At 43.9% G+C, this 26,765-nt stretch carries 21 protein-coding genes and 1 pseudogene; 17 read left to right on the top strand and 5 right to left on the bottom strand.

The genetic code is table 11. From position 1 onward, the window contains the following. The first annotated feature begins 73 nt into the window (after nt 1-73). The 8 genes from SWOO_RS13830 (at nt 74) to SWOO_RS13795 (ending at nt 10,292) form a co-directional block, all read left to right on the top strand. Nucleotides 74-490: a CBS domain-containing protein gene (locus SWOO_RS13830; RefSeq protein WP_012325301.1), complete on the top strand. Its 417-nt coding sequence runs from the start codon at nt 74-76 to the stop codon at nt 488-490. A gap of 107 nt (nt 491-597) precedes the next feature. Further along, on the top strand, nt 598-1,713 hold the full coding sequence (locus SWOO_RS25555) for a GGDEF domain-containing protein (protein WP_012325300.1): 1,116 nt from the start codon (nt 598-600) through the stop codon (nt 1,711-1,713). Between the two features lie 110 nt (nt 1,714-1,823). Continuing rightward, nucleotides 1,824-5,699, top strand: coding sequence for an ATP-dependent RNA helicase HrpA (gene hrpA, locus SWOO_RS13820; RefSeq protein ID WP_012325299.1), 3,876 nt, complete (start codon nt 1,824-1,826; stop codon nt 5,697-5,699). 527 nt (nt 5,700-6,226) lie between these two features. Then, nucleotides 6,227-6,385, top strand: a complete 159-nt coding sequence (locus tag SWOO_RS13815) for a periplasmic nitrate reductase, NapE protein (protein ID WP_012325298.1) — start codon at nt 6,227-6,229, stop codon at nt 6,383-6,385. Nucleotides 6,386-6,428: 43 nt separating this feature from the next. Next, complete coding sequence (locus SWOO_RS13810) at nt 6,429-6,686, top strand: chaperone NapD (RefSeq protein ID WP_012325297.1); 258 nt, start codon at nt 6,429-6,431, stop codon at nt 6,684-6,686. Between the two features lie 2 nt (nt 6,687-6,688). Beyond that, on the top strand, nt 6,689-9,178 hold the full coding sequence (gene napA, locus SWOO_RS13805) for a nitrate reductase catalytic subunit NapA (protein ID WP_041418167.1): 2,490 nt from the start codon (nt 6,689-6,691) through the stop codon (nt 9,176-9,178). Nucleotides 9,179-9,189: 11 nt separating this feature from the next. After that, nucleotides 9,190-9,684, top strand: a complete 495-nt coding sequence (locus SWOO_RS13800; RefSeq protein ID WP_012325295.1) for a nitrate reductase cytochrome c-type subunit — start codon at nt 9,190-9,192, stop codon at nt 9,682-9,684. Nucleotides 9,685-9,692: 8 nt separating this feature from the next. Continuing rightward, entirely contained in the window at nt 9,693-10,292 is a 600-nt protein-coding gene (locus tag SWOO_RS13795; protein WP_012325294.1) for a cytochrome c3 family protein, read from the top strand. 87 nt (nt 10,293-10,379) lie between these two features. On the opposite strand, the gene SWOO_RS13790 is transcribed toward SWOO_RS13795, so the two are convergent. Further along, nucleotides 10,380-11,324 carry a LysR family transcriptional regulator gene (locus tag SWOO_RS13790; protein ID WP_012325293.1) on the bottom strand — a complete coding sequence of 315 codons (945 nt, stop codon included), beginning with the start codon at nt 11,322-11,324 and terminating at the stop codon, nt 10,380-10,382. A gap of 210 nt (nt 11,325-11,534) precedes the next feature. Here SWOO_RS13790 and SWOO_RS13785 point away from each other — a divergent pair, with 210 nt between their 5' ends. Together SWOO_RS13785 and SWOO_RS13780 are read left to right on the top strand one after the other, a co-directional pair. After that, a complete protein-coding gene (locus tag SWOO_RS13785) occupies nt 11,535-12,476 on the top strand; it encodes a LysR family transcriptional regulator (RefSeq protein ID WP_041418166.1) in 942 nt (313 codons plus the stop codon). Nucleotides 12,477-12,692: 216 nt separating this feature from the next. Then, the gene (locus SWOO_RS13780) at nt 12,693-13,898 is read left to right on the top strand and encodes a NupC/NupG family nucleoside CNT transporter (protein WP_012325291.1); all 1,206 of its coding nucleotides are present in this window, start codon (nt 12,693-12,695) and stop codon (nt 13,896-13,898) included. 40 nt (nt 13,899-13,938) lie between these two features. On the opposite strand, the gene SWOO_RS13775 is transcribed toward SWOO_RS13780, so the two are convergent. Then, nucleotides 13,939-14,946 (bottom strand): D-alanine--D-alanine ligase, encoded by a 1,008-nt coding sequence (locus SWOO_RS13775; RefSeq protein ID WP_041418165.1) that lies wholly within the window; start codon nt 14,944-14,946, stop codon nt 13,939-13,941. A 242-nt stretch (nt 14,947-15,188) separates the two neighbouring features. Next, a complete protein-coding gene (locus SWOO_RS13770; protein ID WP_012325289.1) occupies nt 15,189-17,138 on the bottom strand; it encodes a thiamine pyrophosphate-dependent enzyme in 1,950 nt (649 codons plus the stop codon). Between the two features lie 264 nt (nt 17,139-17,402). Between SWOO_RS13770 and SWOO_RS13765 the strand changes: the two genes are divergently transcribed. The 7 genes and pseudogenes from SWOO_RS13765 to SWOO_RS13730 all read left to right on the top strand — a co-directional run bounded on the left by SWOO_RS13765 (nt 17,403) and on the right by SWOO_RS13730 (nt 23,806). After that, nucleotides 17,403-17,807, top strand: coding sequence for a DUF1801 domain-containing protein (locus tag SWOO_RS13765; RefSeq protein WP_012325288.1), 405 nt, complete (start codon nt 17,403-17,405; stop codon nt 17,805-17,807). A 196-nt stretch (nt 17,808-18,003) separates the two neighbouring features. Continuing rightward, nucleotides 18,004-18,417, top strand: coding sequence for a hypothetical protein (locus tag SWOO_RS13755; RefSeq protein ID WP_012325287.1), 414 nt, complete (start codon nt 18,004-18,006; stop codon nt 18,415-18,417). A gap of 108 nt (nt 18,418-18,525) precedes the next feature. Next, a complete protein-coding gene (locus SWOO_RS13750; protein WP_012325286.1) occupies nt 18,526-19,233 on the top strand; it encodes a HupE/UreJ family protein in 708 nt (235 codons plus the stop codon). A 37-nt stretch (nt 19,234-19,270) separates the two neighbouring features. After that, on the top strand, nt 19,271-19,915 hold the full coding sequence (locus SWOO_RS13745; RefSeq protein WP_012325285.1) for a hypothetical protein: 645 nt from the start codon (nt 19,271-19,273) through the stop codon (nt 19,913-19,915). Between the two features lie 108 nt (nt 19,916-20,023). Continuing rightward, nucleotides 20,024-20,626 (top strand): annotated as a pseudogene (locus tag SWOO_RS13740) (LysE/ArgO family amino acid transporter). Nucleotides 20,627-20,934: 308 nt separating this feature from the next. Beyond that, on the top strand, nt 20,935-23,130 hold the full coding sequence (locus SWOO_RS25550) for a S8 family peptidase (protein ID WP_012325282.1): 2,196 nt from the start codon (nt 20,935-20,937) through the stop codon (nt 23,128-23,130). Nucleotides 23,131-23,329: 199 nt separating this feature from the next. Beyond that, nucleotides 23,330-23,806 carry a hypothetical protein gene (locus SWOO_RS13730; protein WP_012325281.1) on the top strand — a complete coding sequence of 159 codons (477 nt, stop codon included), beginning with the start codon at nt 23,330-23,332 and terminating at the stop codon, nt 23,804-23,806. A 100-nt stretch (nt 23,807-23,906) separates the two neighbouring features. On the opposite strand, the gene SWOO_RS13725 is transcribed toward SWOO_RS13730, so the two are convergent. Continuing rightward, nucleotides 23,907-25,994, bottom strand: coding sequence for a tetratricopeptide repeat protein (locus SWOO_RS13725; RefSeq protein ID WP_012325280.1), 2,088 nt, complete (start codon nt 25,992-25,994; stop codon nt 23,907-23,909). Between the two features lie 147 nt (nt 25,995-26,141). Beyond that, entirely contained in the window at nt 26,142-26,693 is a 552-nt protein-coding gene (locus SWOO_RS13720) for a hypothetical protein (RefSeq protein ID WP_012325279.1), read from the bottom strand. Nucleotides 26,694-26,765 lie beyond the last annotated feature (72 nt).

Below are 26,765 nucleotides of genomic sequence, written 5' to 3'. Positions count from 1 at the left end.
CTATCGGTTGTTTTGTGTTCATATATTGAATAGGTTAGGTAGACTGGGTTTATTATTTTCATAGGGGAAGATCATGGATTCTATAAAAATTACCGAACATATGGATCGTCAACCAGTACTACTCACCGCAGATATGAACTTAGCGACTGCTGTTGATGCGCTATTAGACAGAAATAAGCTTGGAGCGCCAGTGGTGGATGATACCGGGCACTTAATCGGCTTTCTCTCTCAGCAAGATTGTATGTCTGTAATGCTTAAGAGTAGTTACCACTGTGACCTTGTGGCAACGGTGAGTGACTGCATGCGAAGTGACGTACTGTGGGTTTCGCCTGAAGACAGTATCCTAAAACTGGCTGAGCAGATGCTTGGACCTAAACCTAAGGTTTACCCTGTGGTCGAAGAGGGGAAGGTTGTTGGGACGATTAACCGCACCAATGTGCTTAATGCGATCAATATCTATATGCAGCAGTGTTATCTGGCGCCAGTATAAATAAGGGATCTCTTTTCAGAAGATGAAAGTGAATTTGGCACTTTAAATGCTTGTCATTAGGCTAAGCTCACTTTACTTCTGACACTCTTGGACTAAGCTTTTCTTCTATGAAACAAAGAGAAGTGATACGTCTTAATGAAGCATTAATTGTACAATCCAACGCTGAAATAGTGAAGGGATTTGGCTGGTTTGTGCACTTTTCATGTATCTTCTTTCTCTTTATCGCCGTTATTAGCCTATTGAAGGTCGACACCAATGCCAACAGGGATTACCTGCAGATAGTCTTTGGTGTGAGTGGCGCCGTTTTTGTTATTTCCTATCTTCGCATCGCCATCAAAAAGTTTAACTATGACGATCTAAAACTGGCTTACATCAATCTGTTTTTTATCTTATTTGCTTGGCTACTGCTAATGCTGGGTTTAATTGCGGTTGGTGATGAGTTTTGGCCATATGTCGATTTTATTGCTTTTACCTTGTTGATCTCCCTACTGACCTGTTTCTATCCCAATAGCCGATTTTTCTACAGTGGCTTACTATTTATCTGCTTGTCCATGGTTACCATGCACCTCTATATTCGAAATGAAGATATCTTGATGTTTCTTGGGAGCTACCTGATCGTAAGCTTTGTGCTAAATTGTTGTCGAGTTTCGTTCGCCCAACATTTTTACGATGGATTAGCTAGCCAACATGAGAATACATTACTGCTGTCAAAGTTAGAGAATCTAGCTATGCGAGATGGCCTGACTGGGATCAATAATCGCAAATATCTCGATGACAGGCTCAATATTGAGATTAAGCGGGCTAAACGGTGTGGTAAGCCTTTGAGCATGATCTTATTGGATGTGGATCATTTTAAACGTTATAACCAGAGTGTAGGCCATCAAGCTGGAGATCTGTGCTTAATTGATATTGCTAACCTTATACAGGGCTGCATTCAACGGCCCGATGATATGCTTGCCAGATACGGTGGTGAAGAGTTTGCGATATTGCTACCGGACACAGGATTAGAGTCGGCGGTTAGAATTGCTAAAAAAGTACAAACAAAACTCAAAGAGGCTAAAATATTGCATCCAGACTCCCCCTTAAGTGGGTGGACGACGCTGTCGCAGGGGATCACAGTGTGGGAGCAAGGGATGAGTGCCAATATTTTTTTAAAGCAGGTTGATAAGGCACTCTCTGATGCTAAACTTGCTGGGCGAAACTGTTACGTTGTCTACTCTTGAGCCACTGAGTTTCATCTGTTCTCATTTTTACCTCTAGGTTAATTTTCCATACCATTAGTGCCCGTTCCTTGTTAGGATCGCTTTTTTGATTTTAGAAGTGGGATCTGGTCTTGAGTTCGCAACAACATCCTCTATCAAACGCTTACCTTAATCTTTGCTATCAAGCAGATGCCTCCAGAATTAAGCGTCGTCTCTATAGGCTAAATAAAGAGGTCGATTCTGATAAGAAGCGTGCAAATCTTGAAAAGCTTGAGTCACAAGCCGTTGAAGCATTTGAGAAGGTAGAGAAGCGCCGTCAAGCTCGCCCTGAGATCAGTTATCCTGAAGGTCTGCCAATTTCGCAAAAACGCGAAGAGATAGCCCGCGCCATTGCGGGTAATCAGGTGGTGATCATCGCTGGGGAAACGGGATCGGGTAAAACCACTCAGTTACCAAAAATCTGTCTCGAACTAGGTTTAGGCTGCCGTGGCCTTATTGGTCATACTCAGCCTCGACGACTCGCAGCAAGAAGTGTTGCCACCCGTGTTGCTGATGAACTTAATAGCCCTTTAGGTGAAGCCGTTGGTTTTAAAGTAAGATTTGCTGACGCCATTAATAATGATTCCTACATCAAGTTAATGACTGACGGTATTTTGTTGGCTGAGCTGTCAAATGATAAGTTTCTAGATCAATACGACACCATCATTATCGATGAAGCCCACGAACGAAGTCTAAATATCGACTTTATTTTAGGTTATCTTAAAAGTGTCCTGAAGCGTCGTCCCGATCTTAAGGTGATTATCACCTCAGCGACAATCGATCTTGATAAGTTTTCACAGCATTTTGGTGATGCACCTATTATCGAGGTGTCCGGTCGAACCTATCCGGTTGAGACTCGTTTTCGCCCCTTAGTGCGCGATAGCGATGAAGATCTTGACCTCACCGAGGGGATTTTTGAAGCGGTTGATGAGCTGACTAAAGAGGGTCCTGGGGACATTCTTATTTTTATGAACGGTGAGCGAGAGATCCGCGACGTTGCCGACCAGCTTAATCGACGTCAATACCGTGACACTGAAATTTTACCTCTCTATGCGCGCCTCTCCTATGGAGAACAGTCAAAGGTGTTTAAGAGCCACGTTGGCCGCCGAATAGTGTTAGCCACCAATGTCGCAGAAACGTCGTTAACTGTCCCTGGGATACGTTATGTTATCGATCCAGGTACAGCGCGTATCAGTCGATATAGTTATCGAACTAAGGTGCAACGTCTGCCGATTGAGCCTATCTCTCAAGCTAGTGCGAATCAAAGACAGGGTCGATGTGGCCGTGTTGCGCCCGGGATCTGTATACGTCTCTATGGGGAAGATGATTTTATTAATCGCCCTGAATTTACCGATCCTGAGATTTTACGTACTAATTTAGCGTCAGTTATCTTGAAGATGCTATCGATTGGTTTAGGTGATATTGGCTCTTTCCCTTTTATTCAGCCACCAGATCAGCGCTATATTCAAGATGGCACTCTCCTGCTTGAGGAGCTTGAGGCTGTGACTAAGAGTAAAGGACGTTTGGCGTTAACCGGCTTGGGACGCCAATTGGCCACGATCCCAGTGGATCCTCGCTTAGCACGTATGGTTATTCAGGCAAATCAAAATGGCTGTTTGCATGAAGCACTCGTCATTACCTCGGCCCTTTCTATCCAAGATCCCCGTGAGCGCCCAATGGATAAGAAGCAAGCCAGCGATGAAGCTCACAAGAAGCACAGTGATAAAGATTCAGATTTTGTCTCCTATGTGAATCTGTGGGATCACATCAAGTCACTGCAGAAACAGCACTCATCCAGTCAGTTTAGAAAACAGTGTAAGAAGGAGTTTCTTGCCTACTTGAGAGTGCGAGAGTGGCAAGACCTTTATACTCAGTTAAAGCAGGCTGTGCATGATCTAAAATGGCGTCTTAACAGTGAGCCTGCCGATTATGAACTGCTGCATAAATCACTGCTGACAGGGCTTTTAAGTCATGTTGGTTTTAAAGATAAAGACAATGAGTATTTAGGTGCTCGTAATCGAAAGTTCTTTGTGTTTCCAGGTTCCCCTTTGGCCAAGAAAGGGCCTAAGTGGATTATGGCGGCGGAGCTTACTGAGACATCCCGTCTGTTTGCCCGTTGCTGCGCCAAAATTCAGCCTGAGTGGATTGAGCCTTTAGCGGGCCATTTGATCAAGAAAAACTACCTAGAACCTCACTTTGAAGCAAAGCAGGGCAGTGTCGTTGCGTTAGAAAATCAATTGCTATATGGCTTGATGATAGTCAACAGACGTAAAACCCAATATGGCCCCGTTAACCCTGTTGAAGCGCGCGAGATATTTATTCGCAGTGCCCTTGCAGAAGGGGAGTTGCGGACAAATGAGTCGTTCTTTATTAAAAATCGCAACTTATTGCAGGAAGTTGAAGCATTAGAGCATAAGTCTCGTCGCCGTGACATCTTAGTCGATGAGCAGGCGTTGGTGGACTTCTATGAGCCTAAAATACCTGAAGGTATCTACAACGCGCCTAAGTTCTTTAGCTGGTGGAAGCGTGAGCGTAAACAGAATCCAGATCTGCTGGATTTTGAACGTGAACAGTTGATGCAGCGCGGAGATTCACATATCTCAGCTTTGGATTTCCCCGATTTTTGGCATCAAGGGAACCTAAAGCTATCGGTCAGCTACCATTTTGAACCCTCTGCTGACGATGATGGTGTTGCCATCCATGTGCCTGTAGCCCTATTAAATCAGATAGAGGATGTGGATTTTGACTGGCAGGTACCAGGTCTTAGGGAGGAGAAATGCATTGCACTTATCAAATCCTTGCCTAAATCTATCAGACGTAACTTTGTCCCTGCGCCCGATTACGCCAAAGCTTGTTTACAAGCGATGAAGCCGTTTGAGATGAGTTTAGTTGAAGCCATGTGTAAACAGCTTCTGCGCATGAGTGGAACTCGGGTTAATCCAGAGGATTTCGATCAGAGCCAGCTTACTAAACATCTTCTGATGAACTTTAAAGTAGAAGGTGACAAGGGGAAGTTAGTTGCTCAAGGCCGTGACATTGAGGTGTTAAAAGCAAGTTTACAGGGGCAAGTTTCCCAAGCTATCCGTAAAGTGGCTGATTCTGGTATCGAAAAATCTGAATTAACCCAGTGGTCCTTCGGTAACCTGCCAAGCCAGTTCCAACAAAAGAAAGGTAACTTCGAGGTTAAGGCATTTCCTGCGTTGGTTGACGATAAAGAGAGTGTTTCGATCAAATTATTTGATGATGAAAATGAAGCGCTTCGCTCCCATCGTAATGGCTTGCAACGTCTGCTGCTGATCAATATGCCATCACCGGTTAAGCACCTTCAAAAGACTTTGCCTAACAAGGCTAAACTTGCGATGTACTTTAATCCATTTGGTCAGGTGCAGATCTTAATTGATGACATACTTGCTGCTGCGGTTCAGCAACTGTTGGATGAAAAGGCATTGAATGTGCGCAATGAAGCTGACTTTGAAGTCGCCAAAGAGTGGGTTAGGCAGGAGCTTAATCCAACTGCTGCAAAATTAGCACTCAAGGTTGAAGAGATTTTAACCCTGTATCAGAAGATAAAGAAGCGACTCAAGGGCAAGATAAGTTTAGATATCGCCTTTGCCATGAGTGATATTCAGACCCAATTGGATAAGCTGGTTTATAAGGGCTTTGTTGAAGGTTGTGGTTGGCGAAGGCTGGCTGATATGGCCCGTTACCTAAAAGCGGTGGACAACCGTTTGGATAAATTGCCTATCGATCCAAACCGAGATCGTTTGCATATGCATAGCATCAATAATGTTCAAAATGCACTTGAGGAGCAACTGGGCAAGGTACCACGTTCAGCTGCAATACCTGAAGCCCTGCTAGATGCGAGATGGATGATAGAGGAGTATCGAGTCTCCTGTTTTGCCCAAGTGTTAGGCACTGCATACCCTATCTCAGAAAAACGGATATTGAACCGTATTAAAGAGAGTTAACTTTATCTAATTACTGTTCGGTATTAGGTTCATATATTGTTTAAAGCGCAGCTTGGTCTGCGCTTTTTTATTACTCGTCCCTTTATTCATCTCATCTGTCACTTATTGAAGCCTATATTTCATCTCTAACACTTATTTGATGCTTTTTTGTACAGGTGTGGTTCAGCGATAACTAACCATTTAGCTGTATATTTACAGTCGCTTAACTTTTTGTTAGGGAGCCTTACTGCTGGTAAATTCGATAAAACTTGTCTTAGATCATAGATATTACTTGGATGTTTGATTTTTAAGCTAAGATATGAAGGTGCATTTGTTGATCTATGTAGTGTTTTGTGTCGAAATGGTGACAGAGATCAAACTGTATCGGCTTTACCAAGTTAGAGGTATACAGCTTGAGCTCTTATAAACGTTACTATTTTAAATAAGTTAACAGCTTGATCAATACACAAGAAATTAACCGTCAAATAATGAGTTTGATCTATATAACTCACCATGTGCCGGGTTATTAACCCCACGTTGGAGGACTTATGAGTTCCACTGCTTCAGAAGAGAAAAGTGTAGAGTTAAAAGTCTTTATCTTTCTTACCGTTTTTCTTGCTCCTTTACTATCAGTCATTTTGGTTTCCGGGTTAGGTTTTGCCATCTGGTTTACTCAAATCATTGCTGGTCCACCGGGTGCTGGATAGAAAATCAAAAGTTCAAATAAACAATAAAAATGAGTGATATTTAATGAGCAATGAACTTCACGTAACAAGCCTGGTACTACAGGTTCAACCTGATCATATGACAGCCGTAAGAGAGCGCATTATTGAGATGAATAATGCTGAACTGTCGGTCAACAACGAGGTGAAGCTGGTTGTTGTACTTGAAGGTGACTCTCAGAAATCATTGATGACAGATATTGAAACCATTAATGCCATTCCTGGTGTGTTATCAGCTGCCATGGTGTATCACCAAAGTGAAGTGCTTGAAGAGGGCGAAAAATGAAGATGAACAGACGTGAGTTTATGAAAGCCAATGCAGCGATAACCGCTGCAAGCGTTGCTGGATTAGCTTTGCCTGCTACTGCAAGCAACCTAATTACCAGCTCGGCTGAAACGAAACTTGAATGGAATAAGGCACCCTGTCGTTTTTGTGGTACTGGTTGTTCGGTTATTGTGGCAACTCGTGACGGTAAAGTCGTTGCAACACATGGTGATGCAGAGAGTGAAGTGAATAAGGGCCTAAACTGCATTAAAGGCTATTTCCTATCCAAAATCATGTACGGACGTGACCGTCTTCAAACGCCAATGTTGCGTATGACAGATGGCAAGTATGACAAGAATGGTGAGTTTACCCCCATCTCTTGGGATACGGCATTCGACACTATGGCTCAAAAGTGGAAAAAAACCATTAAAGAGAAGGGACCGACTGCCATCGGCATGTTTGGTTCGGGCCAATGGACAGTGTGGGAAGGCTATGCGGCCTCTAAATTAATGAAGGCTGGTTTTGCTTCAAATAATATCGACCCTAATGCTCGCCACTGTATGGCATCAGCAGTAGGTGGCTTTATGCGTACCTTTGGTATCGATGAGCCGATGGGCTGTTATGATGATATGGAAGCGGCTGATGCTTTTGTGCTGTGGGGCTCTAACATGGCTGAGATGCACCCGATCCTCTGGAGTCGAGTGACAGACCGCCGTTTAAGTGCACCACATGTCAATGTTGCTGTTTTGTCTACCTATGAACATAGATCCTTTGATCTGGCTGATCTAGGGATGATTTTTACACCAAATACCGATCTGGCAATGCTTAACTTTATCGCCAACTACATCATTCAAAATGACGCGGTAAATTGGGATTTCGTTAACAAGCACATCAATTTCCGTCAGGGGGAAACAGACATAGGTTACGGCCTTCGTCCTACACACCCACTACAGATGAAAGCTAAGAATGTTAAGACGGCGGGTAAATCTACGCCAATTGATTTTGAAGCATTTAAGAAGTTCGTTGCTGACTATGATGTTGAGTCTGTCAGCAAACTCTCAGGTGTGCCTGAAGATAAGTTGATTGAGCTTGCTAAGATGTATGCTGATCCTGATACTAAAGTGACCTCTTTCTGGACCATGGGTGTCAATCAACATACGCGTGGTGTGTGGTGTAATAACCTCATTTATAACATTCACCTGTTAACTGGTAAGATCTCGACGCCAGGTAACAGCCCGTTCTCATTAACGGGTCAGCCTTCAGCGTGTGGTACCGCACGTGAAGTGGGTACTTTCTCACACCGTCTACCTGCCGATATGGTTGTTGCAAATCCTAAACATAGAGCGATTGCAGAGAAGATTTGGAAAATTCCAGAAGGCGTTATTCCACCAAAGCCTGGTTACCACGCTGTTGAGCAGAATCGCCGCCTAAAAGATGGTGATATCAACGCTTACTGGGTGCAGGTGAACAACAATATGCAGGCGGGTCCTAACATCAATGAAGAGGGACTACCTGGTTACCGTAACCCTGAAAACTTCATCGTTGTATCCGATGCTTACCCAACTGTCACCACACAAGCTGCGGATCTTATTTTACCGACAGCCATGTGGGTGGAAAAAGAGGGAGCTTATGGTAATGCTGAGCGCCGTACACAGTTCTGGCATCAGATGGTGAAAGCACCAGGTGAGTCTCGTTCTGATCTGTGGCAGTTGATGGAGTTCTCTAAACGTTTTACTACCGATGAAGTGTGGCCAAAAGATGTATTAGCGGCTAACCCTGAATTTAAAGGTAAAACACTATTTGAAGTGCTTTATCAAAATGGCAATGTAGATAAGTTCCCGCTTGAGCAAACCGACCCTAAGTTTATGAACGAAGAAGCTCAGCACTTTGGCTATTATGTTCAAAAAGGCTTGTTTGAAGAGTATGCCACTTTTGGCCGTGGTCATGCCCATGACCTTGCTCCATTTGAAACTTATCATGAGGTTCACGGTCTGCGTTGGCCTGTGGTTAATGGTAAAGAGACTAAGTGGCGTTTCCGTGAGGGTTCTGATCCTTACGTGAAACCAGGGAAAGGCTTTGAATTCTACGGTAAGCCAGATGGCCGTGCTGTGATCTTCGCTCTACCCTATGAAGCACCGCCTGAGTCTCCAGATGAAGAGTACGATATCTGGTTATCTACGGGCCGGGTACTTGAGCATTGGCATTCAGGCTCTATGACCCAACGTGTTCCTGAGCTGTATAAAGCCTTCCCTGACGCAGTCTGCTTTATGCATCCAGATGATGCTAAAAAGCGTGGGTTGCGACGCGGTGATGAGGTTAAGGTTATCTCTCGCCGTGGTGAGATTAAGACAAGAGTCGAGACCCGTGGTCGTAATAAGCCACCTGTTGGCCTAGTGTTCGTTCCTTGGTTCGATGCGAGCCAGCTCATTAATAAAGTTACCCTTGATGCGACAGATCCATTGTCAAAGCAGACCGACTTTAAGAAATGTGCCGTTAAAATCGTTAAAGCGTAAGGAGCCATACCATGAAAACAGTAAAATTAGTCTCTATCGCCGCTTTAATGAGTTGCTCATTTGCTATCTTCACAGGCTCTGCGGCGGCAGCCGATGCTGTCTCTGATGTGAAGATCGCGACGCTTCGTGAAGCTCCCTTGGATGTTGAACCTACACCGCCTGCAATGCAGAAGGTGAGCAATACTGACGTTAAACAGTCAAGAAACTACCCGATGCAGCCACCGGTGATCCCTCATAAAATTGATGGTTACCAAGTGGATCTGAAGGTAAACAAGTGCATGGCATGTCATGATCGTAAACAAACCACAGATTCTCAAGCGCCTATGGTGAGTGTGACTCACTATATGGACAGAGAGAATAACTTCTTGGCGACCTTGTCACCACGCCGTTATTTCTGTACCCAGTGTCACGTCCCGCAGCTTGAAGCTAAGTTGTTGGTTGAAAATGACTTTGTTGATATGGATCATTTGATTGAAGCTGACTCTACTAAGAAAGCTAAGCACTAGGAGCAGATATGATAGCTAAACTACTCTCTATCCTGAAAACGGGTTGGACGGTGCTCAGAAAGCCAAGTGTGCATTACAGCTTAGGATTTCTGACCTTAGGTGGCTTCGTCGCTGGTGTGATCTTCTGGGGGGGATTTAACACCGCCCTTGAAGTGACCAACCAAGAAGCTTTCTGTATCGGTTGTCATGAGATGGAAAATAATGTTTATGAGGAGCTCAAAACAACTATCCATTTCACTAACCGAAGTGGTGTAAGAGCGACTTGCCCAGATTGTCACGTACCACATAACTGGACCGATAAGATTGCTCGTAAGATGCAAGCATCGAAAGAGGTGTGGGGTAAGATATTTGGTACCATTAATACCCGTGATAAGTTTGAGGCTAAGCGTCGAGAGCTCGCTGAACATGAGTGGGCACGATTGAAAGCCAATGACTCCCTTGAGTGCCGAAATTGTCATAACTTCGACTACATGGACTTTACTCGTCAGTCGAGCCGTGCAGCTAAGATGCACTCAACATCGCTGGCAAGTGGTGAAAAGACCTGTATCGATTGTCACAAGGGGATTGCACATCACCTTCCTGACATGAAAGGTGTACCTGGCTTCTAAAACAGTTGCTCGGTATCACAGACTAAAAAGCCAACAGCATGCTGTTGGCTTTTTTAATGGGTTAACTCAATAGATTAACTTAATGGGCTAACTCAATAGATTGGCCTGATGATAGGCAATTGTGCGAGTAGCTATCAACTCCCTTAACCAGGAATGACTAAGATCGAAGTTAAAGTGTTTATGCCAAAATAGTACGTAAGCACCTGGGATTAGATCTGTTGGTACGGTTAATGTGGTGAGGGCGTAATTCTGGCTCATCTGAGATGCATATTTTGCCGGACAGCACAGAAGCAATTCACTCTGCTCACACAGCTGCATTGCACTAGTAAAGTCACTCATATTCACTGCGATATCACGGTCAAGATGAGATAACTTCAGTACATCATCCAAAAGCCAGTGTTCGATGCCGCCAAAGGTGACCTGCAGGTGGCGATATTTTAAAAATGTGTCTAAGTTCCATGGCTCCTTGAGCAGTGGGTGATGATTACTCACTAAGCAGATTGGGTGATCTCGAAGTAGCTCAACATACTCCAACTCATCGGGTATATTCTTGATATGCATTAGCGATCGATTATCCCATTCTCGGCATGCAATCCCTAAATCGACCTCACAACGCAGTAGCATCTCCATACTGTTATGGTGCCAGGTTTGGCTATCTAATTTAATTTTTGGGGCTTGCTGCAGTAGCTCCGGCATAAAATAGGGATAAGTGAGCGAGTAAGCGGTCTCTACCATATGGATACGGAACTTTCTCTGACTCAGCTCAGGTTCAAAATCACTGGGACGGGTAAGTTGGGAGACTTGATTGAGTACCTGACGCAACTCTGGGGCCAATGCTAATGCTTTAGGTGTGGGCCTTAATCCATGTGATGTACGTTCAAACAGCTTATCATCGAAGGTGTCTCGTAATCTGGCTAGCTGTTTACTGACGGCTGACTGGCTTAAGTGCAAACGCGCCGCTGCTGAGGTGACACTTTTCTCTTCAAGCAGAACTTCGAGTACAGTAAGCAAGTTAAAATCAAAGTTTTTCAAGGTATAAGGCTCCTTAAATTAAACTCAGCCACCAAGGGGCCTCTCTTTTGCTGCTGATAGTAAGGTGCTGCGGGTTTGATAGCAAGAGTCCTGCACAATGGCTGTTGATTTAACTCTTTTTAGCAATAATGTGATCTAATTTAGGAGATCACATTATTGATGGCTAAGCTAGGTGGTAGAATGGTTTTTTTATGCTGGGAGTCCATCTCTGTGATACAACATCGTGCCAGTCAAATGATTGTTTTCCATACGCTGGTGATGACAGGCAGCTTTACCTTAGCCGCTAAGCAGTTAAACACATCAACCTCCTATGTGAGTAAGCAGCTTGGTGCGCTCGAAGCTGAGCTTAACTTGCAGCTTGTGCAGCGAACCACGCGAACCTTAACCTTTACCGATGCTGGCAAACGCTTCGCTCTGTATTGTGAGCAGATGTTCGATCTGATGCATGATGCTGGTGCCAATATGCTCGATGCCAGAGACGATATTTCCGGCACTGTTAAACTCGGTTTACCACAATCTTTTGGTACCTTGCATATTATTCCTGCGCTGGAACTGCTTCAGCAAGAGTATCCTGAACTCATATTTGAGTTAACTCTGTTTGATCATGCAACCGATATGGTGAAGGAATCCTTAGATATCTGGATAACTAATCAGGAGAAGATCCATGATGGCTATGTTGCCCAGCGACTCGCGCATACTGGTTTTGTATTAGTCGCATCCCCAGAATATCTGCTGAGTCATGGCGTTCCTGAGCATCCGCAAGATCTGGTTGAGCATAACTGTGTTATCTACCATAGTAAGAGCCGCAGCTATGATAACTGGACGTTTACTCAGGGAGATGAGGTCGTTGATGTGCAGGTCAATGGTAATTTTCGTATCGATCTCTCCGAAGCGGTTCGGGACAGAGTGATCTCTGGTCATGGAATAGGGCATCTTGCTACTTATCTGCTTACCGACGAATTTCAGCAGGGGAAATTGATCCCACTATTGCCAAAGTGGCAGACTGAGCAGAAATTGCCTGTTTATGCGGTTTACCCTAAACGTAAACACCTTCCTGCTAAGTTCAGAGTCATTATAGAGTTTCTTCGTAGCCATTTTGGTCAACCCGCTTATTGGGACCGCGACTTAAAGCCTTGGCTAAAACACCGTTAACGGGGGAGTGATTTTTTCCTGATAATAAAAGATTATTTCCAAGGGGAAATAATCTTTATCTCTTATGATTAAATCGCTAATTTAACAACAGCTTATTTCACTGTTTATGTTTTAATCGTTATATCTCACAACTCCTTAACTAACCCAACTTGCGCTTCAACCTTTTCTGCCTACAATGCGCGGCTTCTCCCTTTGTTTGATAGAAATAGGCCCGTTATGACCGCCTTATTAGGTATTGTTAGTATTTTACTTTTCGCTTGGTTGCTGTCCGTAGACAGAAAGAGCATTCCCTACCGCACAGTGTTTTTAGCCTTAGGTTTACAGATATTCTTTGCGCTGTTAGTCCTCTATATCCCTGCGGGCAAATCAGCTCTTGAAGCGGTAACAGGAGTGGTATCGGGTGTGATTGAGTATGGTAATGTGGGGATCAACTTCCTATTTGGCGATCTTGCCAGTGGTAAGTTAGGTTTTGTTTTTGCCATTAATGTATTGGGAATTATTATCTTTTTCTCAGCCATGATCTCGGCGCTTTACCATATCGGTTTCATGCCGATGGTGATCAATTTTATTGGTGGTGGACTTCAACGTCTGCTAGGGACTGGCCGCGCTGAGTCACTATCCGCCACGGCGAATATCTTTGTTGGCATGGTGGAAGCGCCATTAGTGATTAAACCATACCTCAAAGGAATGAGTGATTCACAGTTCTTTGCCGTTATGTGTTGTGGCTTAGCATCAGTTGCTGGTGGAACCTTAGTGGGTTATGCATCCCTTGGGGTTGAATTGAGCTACCTTATCGCTGCCGCTTTCATGTCCGCGCCAGCAGGACTTCTGATGGCCAAAATCTTGATGCCACCTTCTAAAGATAGCCATCAAGCCGATGAGATCACCTCTGTTGAACTGCCTAGAGCAACAAATGTCATTGAGGCGTTAGCTGATGGCGCTATGTCAGGCCTGCGTATTGCCGTTGCCATTGGTGCGACTCTATTGGCATTTGTCAGTGTAATAGCACTGCTTAATGGCATGTTAGGTTCTGTTGGTGCTTGGTTTGGTTATGAGCTGAGTTTTGAGCTTATTTTAGGCTATATGCTTTCACCTATGGCATGGCTATTAGGGATCCCACGGAGTGAGGCTATTACTGCGGGCTCTTTGATTGGTCAGAAAATTGTTGTGAATGAGTTTGTCGCGTTTATTAATTTGATGAGTATTGAAGATCAATTAAGTGCTCACTCTAAAGCTGTGATCACCTTTGCACTTTGTGGTTTTGCGAATATCGGCACAATGGCCGTACTGATTGGTGGTCTCGGTAGCATCGTGCCTGAGCGTCGAGAGTTTATTGCTAAACATGGCTTTAGAGCTATTGCGGCTGGGGTCTTTGCAAACCTAATGAGCGCGGCTATTGCCAGTGTGATCCTGTCAATTTAGTGGGTAAAGCCAGAGGAACTCTGGCTTTTCTTATCTAGCTCTACGCTGATACGAGCTGTGACTTTATGTTCGAGTAGAGGTAATGGGTAAAGTCATCACCATGATTTTGCAGCATCTTAGGGAACATTGAGATAGGCGTTAGCCCAGGAAAGGTATTGATCTCATTGAGTAAAATTTCATTATCTTCTGTTAAAAAGAAGTCTATACGTGAAAGATGGCTCAACTTCATCCCTTTAAACACTTTAATGGCATAGGCCTGGATCTGCTGGGCTACCTCTTCACTGACATCCGCCTCTACTTTAGTTTCAGCTTTGCTGTTAGCAGCGTATTTCTCATCGAAACTGTAGAAGGTGTTACTAGCGCAGATGATCTCACCAGGTTTGGTTGCCACTATCTCACCATTTAACTCATAAGCTGCGACTTCGAGCTCTCGGGCGTTAATGGTTTTTTCAACAATAACATAGGGAGAGAAGCTGAATGCTTGCTCTAAACTTGAGACAAGTTCATCTTGGCTGTCGACTCGGTAACAACCAACAGATGAACCCTGTGATGCAGCCTTAATAAAGATTGAGCCCCAGTTTTCCAGTGCTTGTTTAGTTTGTGCGATAGACTCTTGATTCAACTCATTGAGGAAGATGTAGGGAGTATTCGGCACTCCAAGGGCACTGAACCACATCTTTGCTGTCACCTTATTGAAGCAGTTACTACTTGATTCAGAGTCACAACCAAAGAAGGGTAGTTTGATTAAGTCGAAATAAGATTGAATATCACCAGTTTCACCAGGGAAGCCGTGAATACAGGGGATCACATAATCGACGGGCCAGGGCGCTTGCTCCTCAGCAGCAAAACGGATCTCTTTGCGGTTGGTGAGCTCACAGCTTCTGCCATCTTGGGTTCGGTAGTGTCCCTGACCGTCCAGTTCTACTCTTAATAGATTTATCTCAGGCTCTTTAGCCAATGAGGTTTCGAGGAAGTCTGCAGACATAAGCGAAATCGCATGCTCGTCTCCACCACCGCCGCACAATAAGAGTAGGTTAATTTGGCTCATGTTCTCTTGGTCTCCAGAGATAATATTCAGTTGCTGGCTCACTATGGCGTAATCGCCATTTTTTGCAACCATTCTAACGTGATGTTAATCCAGTTTTGGTTTAAGTGGTGAATATATCTTCATAAAGTCACTGGTGTGTGATGAGCCACTCTTGCTTTAAATTGCCATTGAGAGTTGATCGCTTGTAAGAGGAGGAAGTGAACCCCTTTTAGATAGAGGTTCACTGAGAGCTATCTATCGGATTAGATTAAACCAACATCTGTGATTATCTCAAGCAGTGCAGGACCGTCGTGAGACATCACAGTCTTCATGGCCTCCTCAAGGGCTTCATTTTCTGTGACACGTATGCCCAGAGCGCCACAGGAGTTAGCGTATTGTGAGAAGTTAGGATTAACTAAATCTGTGGCCCAGACATCGAACTCTCCGGCTCTCTGCTCCTTGGATATTTTGCCAAGTTCACTGTTGTTTAAGATAATCGCCTTAATAGGCATTTTGTATTTTACCGCTGTAGTTAGCTCTGCTAAATATTGACAGAAACCGCCGTCACCAGCGACCGCGATAATGGGTCTTTGACTACCAACCGCTGCCCATGCGCCCATGGCTGCAGGAAAGGCGAAGCCGATAGAGCCGAGATAGCCTGACATCAGAAATGTTTGTTGCTTACTTTCAAAATATCGACCCAGTGAATAGGCGTTGTTACCTACATCGACACACACAACGGCATTCTCTGGTGTGAGTTTTGATAGTGCATCGAAGACAGATATGGAGCTGATCCCTTTACCTCGGTCTTCGGTGAGGCGTTTAGCTTTCTCTGCCGCCCAAATATCACTGCGTTTCTTGATATCCTCTATTCGATTAATTTTATTGTCGAAACTGGTCATTTTTGCGGCTAGAATTTTCACTGTAACCGATATCTCACCCCAGACAGCAGCATCAATTTTGTGGAACTTGCTTAACGCAAGAGGATCGAAATCTATCTGTATAGTGGGCTTTTTAGGTGTGATCCCGCTGTGGTTTGAAAACGAGGCACCAATAACCAGTAGTAGATCGGCTTCATTCATAAACCATGATGCGATAGGTGTTCCGCTTCGTCCTAATACACCACAACCTAATGGATGGCTATCTGAGATCTGACCTTTGGCTTTAAAAGTGGTCATCACTGGGCAGTTCAACTTCTCAGCAAAGTCGAGGATCTCCTTCATGTGAAATCTGGCCCCGTGGCCGACGATAATAGCTGGTTTGGCCGATTGATTGAGCATGTTGAGCGCTTTATCAACGCTCTCTTGAGGTGGCGCTATGGTAAAGGAGGTGATCCGCTCCTCATCGGTCTGTGCGCGCTCATTGTTCTCAAGGGGTAACTCTTGTACTTCATCAGGGAAGGTGAGGTGGGAGACATCGCGCTTAATGATGGCGGTTTTGATAGCCAAGCTCATCAGTTCACTGTGTTTACTCTTATGCTCGACCCTATGGTTGAACTCGGCCACAGAGTTAAACGCATTAATCAGATCAACCTCTTGAAAGTTACCCGTACCGACCACTTGAGTCGCCACTTGGCCTGTTAATGCCAATATGGGCGCTCGGTCAACTTTAGCATCCCAAAGTCCTGTAAACATATTGGTAGAGCCTGGCCCTGCAATGGCGAAACAGGCGGCGGGTTTTCCAGTTAACTTACCATAAGCTGAGGCGGCAAATGAGGCGGCACCTTCATGGCGTATGCCAATAAATTTAAGATTACCTTGCTCCTCTTGACGCCTGAGAGCATCGGCCATGCCGAGGTTTGAGTGACCAACCATGCCAAATACTCGGTTAACGCCCCAGTTGACCATGGTTTCCACCATCACATCTGAGATGGTGGCTTGATGTTCCTCCTCCTCTTCGATGGCGACAAGGATGTTGTCACCTTCAACTTTGACTTCAAAAGTTTGAATACCATCGTTAAAACCGCCTGGCGGTATACCAGAGCAGGGGTGAAACTCCCAACCATGCCAAGGACAACGAAGTAACCCTTTCTCTATCGAGCCTTCACCCAGTGGGCCACCTTGATGGGGACAACGGTTATCTAAGGCGGAATACTTTCCCTCAAAATGGCTTAAACAGAGGACTTGATGTCCAGCTGTGACTGACATTACACGGCCTTCTAGAAGCTCATTCTTATTCTCAAGAACTTTGTACCACACTCTTTTTCTAGTCATTTCACGTCCCTTAGATCCGTTATATTGGTATTATTCTAGTTGGGGTTGCAGTAAATCTCGTTACTCATTTAGATGAGTTATATGCTCCCAGTCCGATCGCAAGGGAACGAGCTGTCGGCTTATTATCTGACACTGATAGGAATTAAGATGTTGTAAATAACGCTCTCTGTCAATACTCTGGTTGTTTGTGCTTATCTGTTGCTGCTTTTAGGTTTAATGTATTATTTTGGTGTTCGGCGTTAACGCCTAAATATGGGGGAGAAGATGGAGCAGGGTGTTGAGGATAAGTTTCAGCAGTATCCAGAAAATGTAAAAGTCATTTTGTTATTAATTCGGCAGTGGATACTCGATATTTTCGAGCAAGAGCGGTTGGGGGAGCTAGAGGAGACCTTAAAATGGGGTCAACCTAGTTATCTAGTGAAAAACGGCAGTACCATACGTATGGATTGGAGCGCTAAAGATCCTGATGAGATCCATATTTTCTTTATCTGTAATACTAAGTTGGTGGATACATTTCGTGAGTTATATTCCGATACGTTTATTTTTCAGGGAAATAGGGCAATAGTGTTACCTCTTGATAAATCGCTACCCAAAGAAAAGTTACGCCACTGTTTACTCTTGGCACTTAATTATCACAGGCTTAAAACCTTACCGTTATTGGGTGCTTAATCTACTTGGCTGTGGTTGTAATACTCATTTTCGACTTGCTGGACTTTTTGTGTAGATCTGATTAAATGCTATGACTTTAGCAGCTTTTGCTAATGTAAATAATTGATTGAGGCTATCACTGTTAAACTCTAAAACTGACTTACCAAGATTTACCGAACCACTTTCGATAGGCGTCGCCAGGAAGGCAGGGAGGAGAGTGCATTCAAACATGACACTGGTGATTTTACTGGTGGTGTTTTTATGTCAGGTATTAACGTTAGGTGAGGCGTTTTCGGTACAATATCCACATAGCTATCATCCCATAGGCCCAGCTGTTAGCCATCATCACCTTCACGGAAGCAGTGCTACTCAAGGCCATCATCATGGACCATCCCTGAGCGAATACACAGAGTCAGTTATCCTGTTTGACGGCGAAGTGGAGTCTGCTGTGGGTGACCATGAACATGCCAACCATTCACATATGCCATCTCATCCTCCTGTCGAGTCTCAATTAACATGCTGCTTTTTTCTGTATGGCACCTTGAGTCATGATGATCTCACTTATTTAAACATAGGTTACGCGCCGCCACTTCCACCTCCATTCTATTCATCTTTTTATTCTCTTTTCTAGTTCTAAAGCTAGACAGTTAGTTATGTAAAACAAAGGTTTGTTGGCTTACTGCTATGGTGTGCTTATCTCTGTTTTACTGATATACATTAAACGAATGGAGTGTGTCTAATGAGCCAGATTTTGGCTAACACCTTAAAGATGTTGATGGGATTATTGCTGGCAATATTGGGGTTGTCAGTGTCATTTACGTTATCGGCCCACGGGGTGGATGAGGCAACTAAACAGTTTTTAATCCTTAATGAAGGGATCTCAATCTTGCCCTTTATCTATATTGGCGCCAAGCACATGGTGACGGGTTACGATCATCTGTTGTTTTTAGTCGGAGTGATTTTTTTCCTCTTTAGAGGTAAAGATGTCTTGCTCTATGTGAGTCTATTTACCTTAGGTCATAGCATCACCTTACTGTTTGGCGTGCTCAACGATATTGAGGTGAACCCCTATCTTATCGATGCCATTATCGGCTTTTCAATTGTCTATAAAGGCTTTGATAACTTGGGAGGGTTTAAGCGAGTATTTGGCTTTCAACCCAATACTAAAGTTGCGGTGATGATTTTTGGCTTGTTTCATGGTTTTGGCTTAGCGACAAAAATTCAGGAGTTTAAGCTGCCGCAAGATGGTCTAGTGCCCAATATTTTGGCGTTTAATTTAGGCGTCGAAATTGGCCAGTTCTTAGTCTTAGGCGCCGTGCTCATTTTGATGAGTTTTTGGCGAAGACATAGAAGTTACTTTCAGTTTTCAACTGCGACAAATACCCTGTTGATGAGTGGCGGCTTGATGTTAGTCGGCTTTCAATTGACGGGTTATTTTACTAGCTAACGTTTTGTGAACGTTCAGATAAAGATCAGGAAAAATAATGACAAATCAAAAAAATAGCAATGAGATCAGTGTTGAGATCCCAGTTCACTCAACCGCGACGCTAGTTAAAGCCAGTATTGCCGCATCTATGATTGCCGCAGTTGTTCTGCTTATCGCCATTTTGCCTGCCGAGTATAATATCGACCCGACAGGTCTAGGCAAATCACTAGGGCTTACTCAACTGTCGCAAAATGGTTTGCTTGAGAGTGAGAAGGTTAGTGGCAGTAGTGACCCTAAGGCTACACTCCCTGTTAGTGAGACCGGTTTTCAAGCTGTGGCTGATGCGCCATCGTTGGAGCAAATAGCTCAGAGACGACAAACTCCAGGCGTTAGAAGCGATCTGGTTAATATCGATATTCCAGCAGGAAAAGGACTTGAGTATAAATTGCTGATGGACGCACATACACACTTGGAGTATGAGTGGAGCACAGATGGAGAGCCACTTTACTTTGATTTTCATGGCGAGCCTAAAGGGGATAAAACGGGTTACTTTGAGAGTTTTTCAATCACCACATCGGATAAGATGAAGGGCTCATTGACCACGCCTTTTGCCGGCTCCCATGGCTGGTACTGGAAAAACCAAACCGATTCGGTGATCACTGTGACGCTGTCGACTAAGGGCGATTATCAGATTAAAGGCTAAGTGGAAGCTAAGTGCAAACTAAGGGGGGCTAGGTTACCAGTTTGGCTGCCCTTGAACGTAACAGTTCACGTAGCTTGAATCACTGACATATAAGAAAAAGGTTTTTAGATGTTTTCTTCATACATAGCTGGCTTTACATTGGGTTTGTCACTCATATTAGCCATAGGCGCTCAAAATGCATTTGTGTTAAAGCAGGGGCTAAAGAAACACCATGTATTTGCGGTCTGTTTTATCTGTGCGCTATCCGATGCGATATTAATCTCATTTGGGGTTGCTGGGTTTGGCGTTATTGTCAGCGAGTTTCCGCTGATTGAGGTGATCTCTCGTTATGCGGGAGCCGTTTTTTTGCTGGTTTATGGGCTAAAAAGTCTCTATAGCGCTTTTAAAACCTCTCATCAGTTAGATGCTGAAGGTGAGTTGCCGGCAAGTTTGTTGAAAACGGTACTTGTTTGCTTAGCATTTACCTGACTTAACCCCCATGTTTATCTGGATACTGTGGTTCTACTTGGCTCTATCTCCACCCAATATGAGGGGACTAAAGAGTGGTTTACTCTAGGGGCTGTTTCAGGCTCTTTTGTGTTCTTTTTCTCACTAGGTTATGGCGCTAGGATACTTATTCCTATCTTTAAGAAGCCTGTTTCATGGAAAGTATTGGAGTTTGTGATCGCATTTATCATGTTTGCTATTGCCGCAAGCCTACTCCTTGGTTAGTTTTACGTTTGAGCTGTGAAAAAGATAGGGAGTATGAAGCCTGTCACTGTTCATTACATGAGCTGCTATACCTAAAGTCGCCTGTTGTAACAGATTCAAGCACGAAAAGTACCTGTTAGTTTGAGTTTTTGTAAGCTATTGATTAATTGTTTTTATATTTTTATCTCTCCCGAAATTGTCTGGCGATTTCCTATTTTGCCCATGAAGTTAGCGGTAAAAAAAATCTAAGTTTGTTATCTCTTTTGTGGCCAGAGGCAATCCTGAGTTTGTCTTTGGCCTTCATCAAACTACAAAAGGAATGACAGACGATGAAACTTAAATCTTATTATCTTTTGGCTTCAACTTTAGCCATGGTCGCAAGTAACCCAACTCTCGCAGATGAAAGCAAAGGAGCGGTATCATCTAACTTCAAGGTGAGTGAGGAGCAGAGGCCTGAGGCTGAGCTTAAGATGTTTAAACTCTCCCTTGACGATAACTGGCTAGGGGAAAGCTCTGCCCACCGAGGAGTGTTATCAGGCAAAGCGTTATCACAAGAGGAGGTAATGGAACTGCTTCAGCGTGAAGGACGCCTGCACCCATCAAAAATGACCGTTGCATTAGATGATGGAGAGGCCAGAGACATTGGGCGTTTCCAGTCAGAGCTGACGGCGGATGGAGTGATGCTATCAGAGATTAACCAGCAACTTCAGCGGGCAAAATACCAATGGGAAGCCTGTTTGGAGACTGAGCTTGCTGAGGGCGCATTTACCTTTTGTATTAGCTCACCTTTAATTCCTAATCGCTATCTAATTCAGTTAGATAGGCGTATCGATACTAAAGAGTTGGCCAATGTTGCCAGTGAATTAACTAGCAGCGTCAACGGTAGGTTAGATTATCTTTATGACTCTGTATTTCATGGGTTCTCAGGCGTGATAGATAAAGAGGGCTTAGCCCGTTTAGAAAATGAGTCTATGGTGATCGATATCCAGCGAGATAATCTCGTGCATCTTCATACGATCCAAAACCCGGTACCTTCTTGGGGGATGGATCGAATCGACGAGAGACCACTTAACCTAGATAGCCGATTTACCTACCAGGAAAACGGTGCCGGCGTGGATGTTTATGTGATTGACTCAGGTCTTCGTGCCTCCCATCTTGATTTTTCTGGTCGAGTGGGCACAGGAGCGAGTTTTGTCGGTGGTAGCCCAAATACAGATTGTATCGGTCATGGTACCCATGTGGCGGGTACCACGTTAGGAACGCGCCATGGTTTAGCTAAGGGAGCAACGGTCCACCCAGTACGTGTATTTGGCTGTACCGGAAGCTCGACAACGGCCACCATAGTGGCGGGTGTGAACTGGGTAACGGCGAATGCTGGTGGAACAGGTGTCGCAAACATGAGTTTAGGGGGAGGGGGGAGTACGGCTATAGATAGCGCCGTTCAAACCTCAATTAACTCAGGGGTCACTTACGTGGTTTCAGCGGGAAACAGTAATGCTAACGCTTGTGGTTTCTCTCCGGCCAGAGTGAATGATGCGATAACCGTAGGCTCTACCACTGATCAAGATAAGCGCTCATCTTTTTCCAATAAAGGGAGCTGTGTGGATATTTTTGCACCAGGTTCTGATATCACCTCAGCCTGGATAGGCTCGAATACGGCCACTAATACCATCAGCGGCACCTCAATGTCCGCGCCCCATGTCACAGGTATTGCGGCGCTTCTTTTAGCTCAAAATCCAGCTGCGACACCTGCAGATATCATGTCACAGGTGATAGGCGATGCTACATCTGGAGTGCTTTCTAGCATAGGTAGTGGTTCGCCAGATCTATTAGCCTTTTGGAAGCAGCCCTGTACCGATCCTGTGATTGCCCATGATGGCAGTGTTATTACCCCTTGGTTTGATAGCCAGAATTGTTATGTAACTCCCGTTCCAAGTGGACATAATGCATTTATCTGGTCAGGTAAATATTATGTTGAGCCAAGCTTTACAGATTGTCCTCTGGGCAGTTACGACGGCGCAAACTGCTACGTGATGACTAAACCTTCAACAGGCTTTATCTACGCCAATAACTTTTATCATCAATATGATGCTTGCTCAGTCGGCAGTGATGATTCTGCAAACTGCTATATCGCTTCAGCTGCAGGCGGAACAACGGCTTTCGAGTGGGGCGGGAACTTTTATACCACACCACTGCCAGGTAATGTGTGCCCAATTGGAAGCTTTGATGGTGCTAACTGTTATGTGATGACTAAGCCTGCGACAGGTTTTATCTACGCCAATAATTTCTACTCTGAATATAATGCTTGCTCTATTGGTAGTGATGATTCAGCTAACTGCTATATTGCATCAGCGCCCGCGGGGACAACAGCCTTTATCTATGCAGGTAACTTCTATACCACGCCAACGGGAGTGGCATCTTGCCCATCAAACAGTGTTTATGATGGTGCTAACTGCTTTATCGCGACAGCGCCAAATGGTTCAAGCCCCTTTATCTGGGGAGGAAACTTCTATTACGCAGACTAATTAATTTGAGGTTTTACGTTAGGCTGAGAGCACGTGAAGTACTCTCAGCTTTTTTATAAGCGATTGTTTTACAGGTTTAAGTTGTTACCTATAGATAACTTCGCCCTGTTTTTACCCTCTGTTTTGATTACTTTTCAATGCTGAAAGGATTAGCTTGGTATCAAAATAAAGACCGACTTATTATCAAGGGAATGGAAATATGAAAAAGAGTATTATGGCACTGCTAGTTGCCACAAATATGATGTTACCTGCCGCGGTATTAGCCCACGAAGAGCCTATAGAGGGTCAGTGGTGTCAAAATGGAAATGTTGTAATACTGGGTGAGTTTAAATTAACTCCTTTGCATTTGGCTCGTTTTGGGCGCTTTGCTGAAGATGAATGCCCAAGTTTTGGTAGTGAGGTAGGCACTAAAAGTTGTGGCCAGTTTGATGATGAGTATGGATTAACAAGAGCGGCAACCGATCATCTGTGCAACTCTATCGCGTATGAGTTAAGAGATGACAGCCGTGAGGGAGATGGAGGAACGGTTCGACCGATCTTTTATGGGCCTGAAAGCTTAAAGAATAGTGATAAAAATCATCATGAGGTGTACTCAATTGTACAGGGAGTACAATTTGCCTGCGGTCTTTGTGATATGGAGACTGAAAGGCGAGAGCGTAAATTACTTGCCAAGTAGTTTTCGTTCAATGTCAAAGAGTGACAGGGTAGAGTAACTAGACTAAGGCATTAGCCCTGCTTTTAGAGCAGGGCGCTTTTTATATCTGCTACAACAGCTACTATAACAGGGCTTTGGTGTGCAGATGTTGGTTGAGCGCAGTGAGCTTTAAGTTGATGGTGTTCTCCTGCTCTGTATCTAGCTTACACTCTGCAATAACATAGTGCGCTGTTCTCAGCACCTCTCTCCACCTAGGTTTTTTAGGTAGCTGTTGCACCGAAAGATAGCGGTCAAGAGAGCGCGTTCTTAATCTGCCATCATCTATTGATACACGCCAGATCCCACTCTTTTCCGCCAGTTCAATACGTGTTGATTGTGTGGTGGTCTCCCAAAATTCAACGCAGTAGAACATCAGATCTACAAGTTTGTGTTGAAAGTCTTGCTCGGTAAGGAGAGAGTTTATCGGCTTTTGCGCCGTTGACTCGCCATGTTTAACCATATTGATCACAGCAATGGGTTCGCCTCGTGAGATGTTAGTTAGCCAGATATCCAATACTTGTTCTGGATCTTGTGAGTTGAGCCTAACATCGGTGACTAAGGCGTTTTCCAGCTCTGAATCACTGTCCCACTGCTCCCAAAAGTTTAATGTTGTACGAGGAAAGATGTTTTCCAGACGTTGCCCCACAAGCTGAGCTTCATCTTGTTTAAGCAGTTCACAGCCACTTTGATTGATATAGACTATCTCTTCACTATTGCCCACCACTAAAAGGGCTTGTGGAAGCTGACCAAATGCCGCTTTTAATGCCGAATGAGATACCCCTAGCTGCTTTACTCTTCTCCTGTGCCAATTAATCTGTGACTCAAGTTTTTTCTGCTCTGCGATTCTATGCTGTTTCTGTCGATAATAGAGGGCGTACATGGCTGCGGCCATGATGATAATTAACAATATTAAAACCAGTATCTGTGTATTTCTACTTTGAATGAGTAGATCACTTATCTTACTTTTTTTATCCAGTAGCTCTATGGCTTGTTGTTGGCGTTCATACTCAAATTGTACTCGAGTGTTAGCTAATGACTCGTCAAATTTAAGCTGAAACCCTTTAAGTTGGTGCTCTTTTAACTTGGTTTCAAAAATAAAAGCTTGCTCCCAACGGAGAAATTTAACTGCATTATCAATTAATGCCTGATAAAAGCGTGTTGTGATCCGACTATCTCTGTTTTCTAACGAAAGTGCTAAACCCGTTTTTAATATTGATTCCGCTTGTTGATAGAGCCCTTGTTGAATGAATAGTTTTCCTAAGTTGAGTTGCAGTGGAAGTGTTAAAGCATTATTTCCAAGCTTAGATTCTATTTTTTGTGCTAGATCAAGATGCTCTTCGGCTTTTGCTAATTGCTGCTGAAGAAGGTTTAGCTCTGCCAAGTTAATATGCAACCTGAGTTGAGCGACCTCTTGTTTTATTTCAATAAAGAAATTGAGTGATTGTTTAAATCCTTGGGATGCCTGTTTATATTTCCCCTGCTTCATCTGAACTACGGCAATATTCTCTAAACTGTGGGCTTCACTCGCTTTATTTCCCTCATTGATATAGATAGTTAACGCTTGTGAGTAATAGCGTTCAGCTTGCGGCCAGTCCTCCATTTTAAGGTAGACTGAGCCTAGATTATTTAATGTGATAGCGATACTTCTTTGAGAGGCAAGTTGCTGTTTTAATAGTAGACTTTGATGAAAAGCTGAAATTGCCTCTTTATGATTTGCCATGGCCATATTGGCGGTACCGATATCACTCAGTGCTTTCGCCTCTAATAAAGTTTGCTTATCTGTTTTTGCCAGTTGATAAGCTTGTTCAAATATCAATAGAGCTTGAGGATAGAGTCCTTGTCGATATTTTAATATGCCTCGGTGTCGCAGATATTTGAACTGCTTATCAAGAGAGTAATTCGTTAAGTTAAGGGCTGATATCGCCATATCGGTTTGATTTGCGAGAGAGTATGATCCTTGAGAGGTATACAAGATCAGTAGTTGTAACTGTAGATCTAAATAATCAGAGTGATTTTTTTTCAGAGGGGAAAGGCTATTTTCACATGCGGCTATCTGCTCAACTTTATCACCTTTAGATTTAAAACAAGTATCAATATCGCTTGCTAAGATACTGGTATGTCCAAAAAAGAGTAGCAACAATAACCAATGAACTTTTTGTTTATCTAACATCTTCCACCACGGTTTACATTTACTTATGTAGCTAAACCTATCATGGAAAGTAGAATTATCTCAATTTAACATTAAATTTGTATTTTTATATTAGTAAAGAATAACTAGATAGATAAAAAGGCCCCTAAGGGCCTATTTATTATGGGGTTACTTTCTCTCTTGTTCTTCACTCAGACGCCAATACTCTTGCATGGCTTCTAACTTCTCATAGGGAACCACTTCAATGCCTGTTTCTGGATTAGTGGGCTCAAATCTAGCAACTTCTTTATGCTCCATTAATGGCGGAATGGTGTAGCATTTATCCAGTTTAAATTTAACCCCTTGGCTGGTGTAGTAGTAACCAGGACCGACCATATTGGTCAAGGTGTAAGGGGCGTAATGAATAACCCTCACTTGACCTGAGCCAGGTACACTGAAACCACCAAATCCACCGCCACCGCCTGCAAATGTATTCGCGTAATTGTTGGTTGAGTGGTAAGTGGTGTAGACCTCTGTGTCAGCTACGCCACCTGGAATGCTGCCAGTAAAGTTAGCCATGATCTGTGCTTGATTCCACGTGACGTCAGCAATTTGAACTATCGTCCCTCTGTGACACCAAGGCACTGCTTGAGCGATACTGCTGATCCCTAAGCAGGTTAAAACGGCTAATGCTGTGGCGGCTTTAATATATTTTGGTGATTTTCTAGTTTTTATATTCATGGTGCTAATCTCTTCGTTAGTTGATTCATAATTCGAAAGTGTTGAACACAGAACAACTATGTAATTCTTAAA

Origin of the sequence: Shewanella woodyi ATCC 51908, from assembly GCF_000019525.1 — a bacterium.
GTDB classification, from domain to species: domain Bacteria; phylum Pseudomonadota; class Gammaproteobacteria; order Enterobacterales; family Shewanellaceae; genus Shewanella; species Shewanella woodyi.
Note: the sequence above shows the minus strand (reverse complement) of the source record. Positions and strands in the feature narration are given on the sequence as shown.

Coding starts and splice junctions, on each gene's coding strand:
- SWOO_RS13830 (WP_012325301.1), top strand. CDS start 74: ATGGATTCTATAAAAATTACCGAACATATGGATCGTCAACCAGTACTA.
- SWOO_RS25555 (WP_012325300.1), top strand. CDS start 598: ATGAAACAAAGAGAAGTGATACGTCTTAATGAAGCATTAATTGTACAA.
- SWOO_RS13815 (WP_012325298.1), top strand. CDS start 6,227: ATGAGTTCCACTGCTTCAGAAGAGAAAAGTGTAGAGTTAAAAGTCTTT.
- SWOO_RS13810 (WP_012325297.1), top strand. CDS start 6,429: ATGAGCAATGAACTTCACGTAACAAGCCTGGTACTACAGGTTCAACCT.
- napA (WP_041418167.1), top strand. CDS start 6,689: ATGAACAGACGTGAGTTTATGAAAGCCAATGCAGCGATAACCGCTGCA.
- SWOO_RS13800 (WP_012325295.1), top strand. CDS start 9,190: ATGAAAACAGTAAAATTAGTCTCTATCGCCGCTTTAATGAGTTGCTCA.
- SWOO_RS13795 (WP_012325294.1), top strand. CDS start 9,693: ATGATAGCTAAACTACTCTCTATCCTGAAAACGGGTTGGACGGTGCTC.
- SWOO_RS13780 (WP_012325291.1), top strand. CDS start 12,693: ATGACCGCCTTATTAGGTATTGTTAGTATTTTACTTTTCGCTTGGTTG.
- SWOO_RS13775 (WP_041418165.1), bottom strand. CDS start 14,946: ATGAGCCAAATTAACCTACTCTTATTGTGCGGCGGTGGTGGAGACGAG.
- SWOO_RS13770 (WP_012325289.1), bottom strand. CDS start 17,138: ATGACTAGAAAAAGAGTGTGGTACAAAGTTCTTGAGAATAAGAATGAG.
- SWOO_RS13765 (WP_012325288.1), top strand. CDS start 17,403: ATGGAGCAGGGTGTTGAGGATAAGTTTCAGCAGTATCCAGAAAATGTA.
- SWOO_RS13750 (WP_012325286.1), top strand. CDS start 18,526: ATGAGCCAGATTTTGGCTAACACCTTAAAGATGTTGATGGGATTATTG.
- SWOO_RS13745 (WP_012325285.1), top strand. CDS start 19,271: ATGACAAATCAAAAAAATAGCAATGAGATCAGTGTTGAGATCCCAGTT.
- SWOO_RS25550 (WP_012325282.1), top strand. CDS start 20,935: ATGAAACTTAAATCTTATTATCTTTTGGCTTCAACTTTAGCCATGGTC.
- SWOO_RS13730 (WP_012325281.1), top strand. CDS start 23,330: ATGAAAAAGAGTATTATGGCACTGCTAGTTGCCACAAATATGATGTTA.
- SWOO_RS13725 (WP_012325280.1), bottom strand. CDS start 25,994: ATGTTAGATAAACAAAAAGTTCATTGGTTATTGTTGCTACTCTTTTTT.
- SWOO_RS13720 (WP_012325279.1), bottom strand. CDS start 26,693: ATGAATATAAAAACTAGAAAATCACCAAAATATATTAAAGCCGCCACA.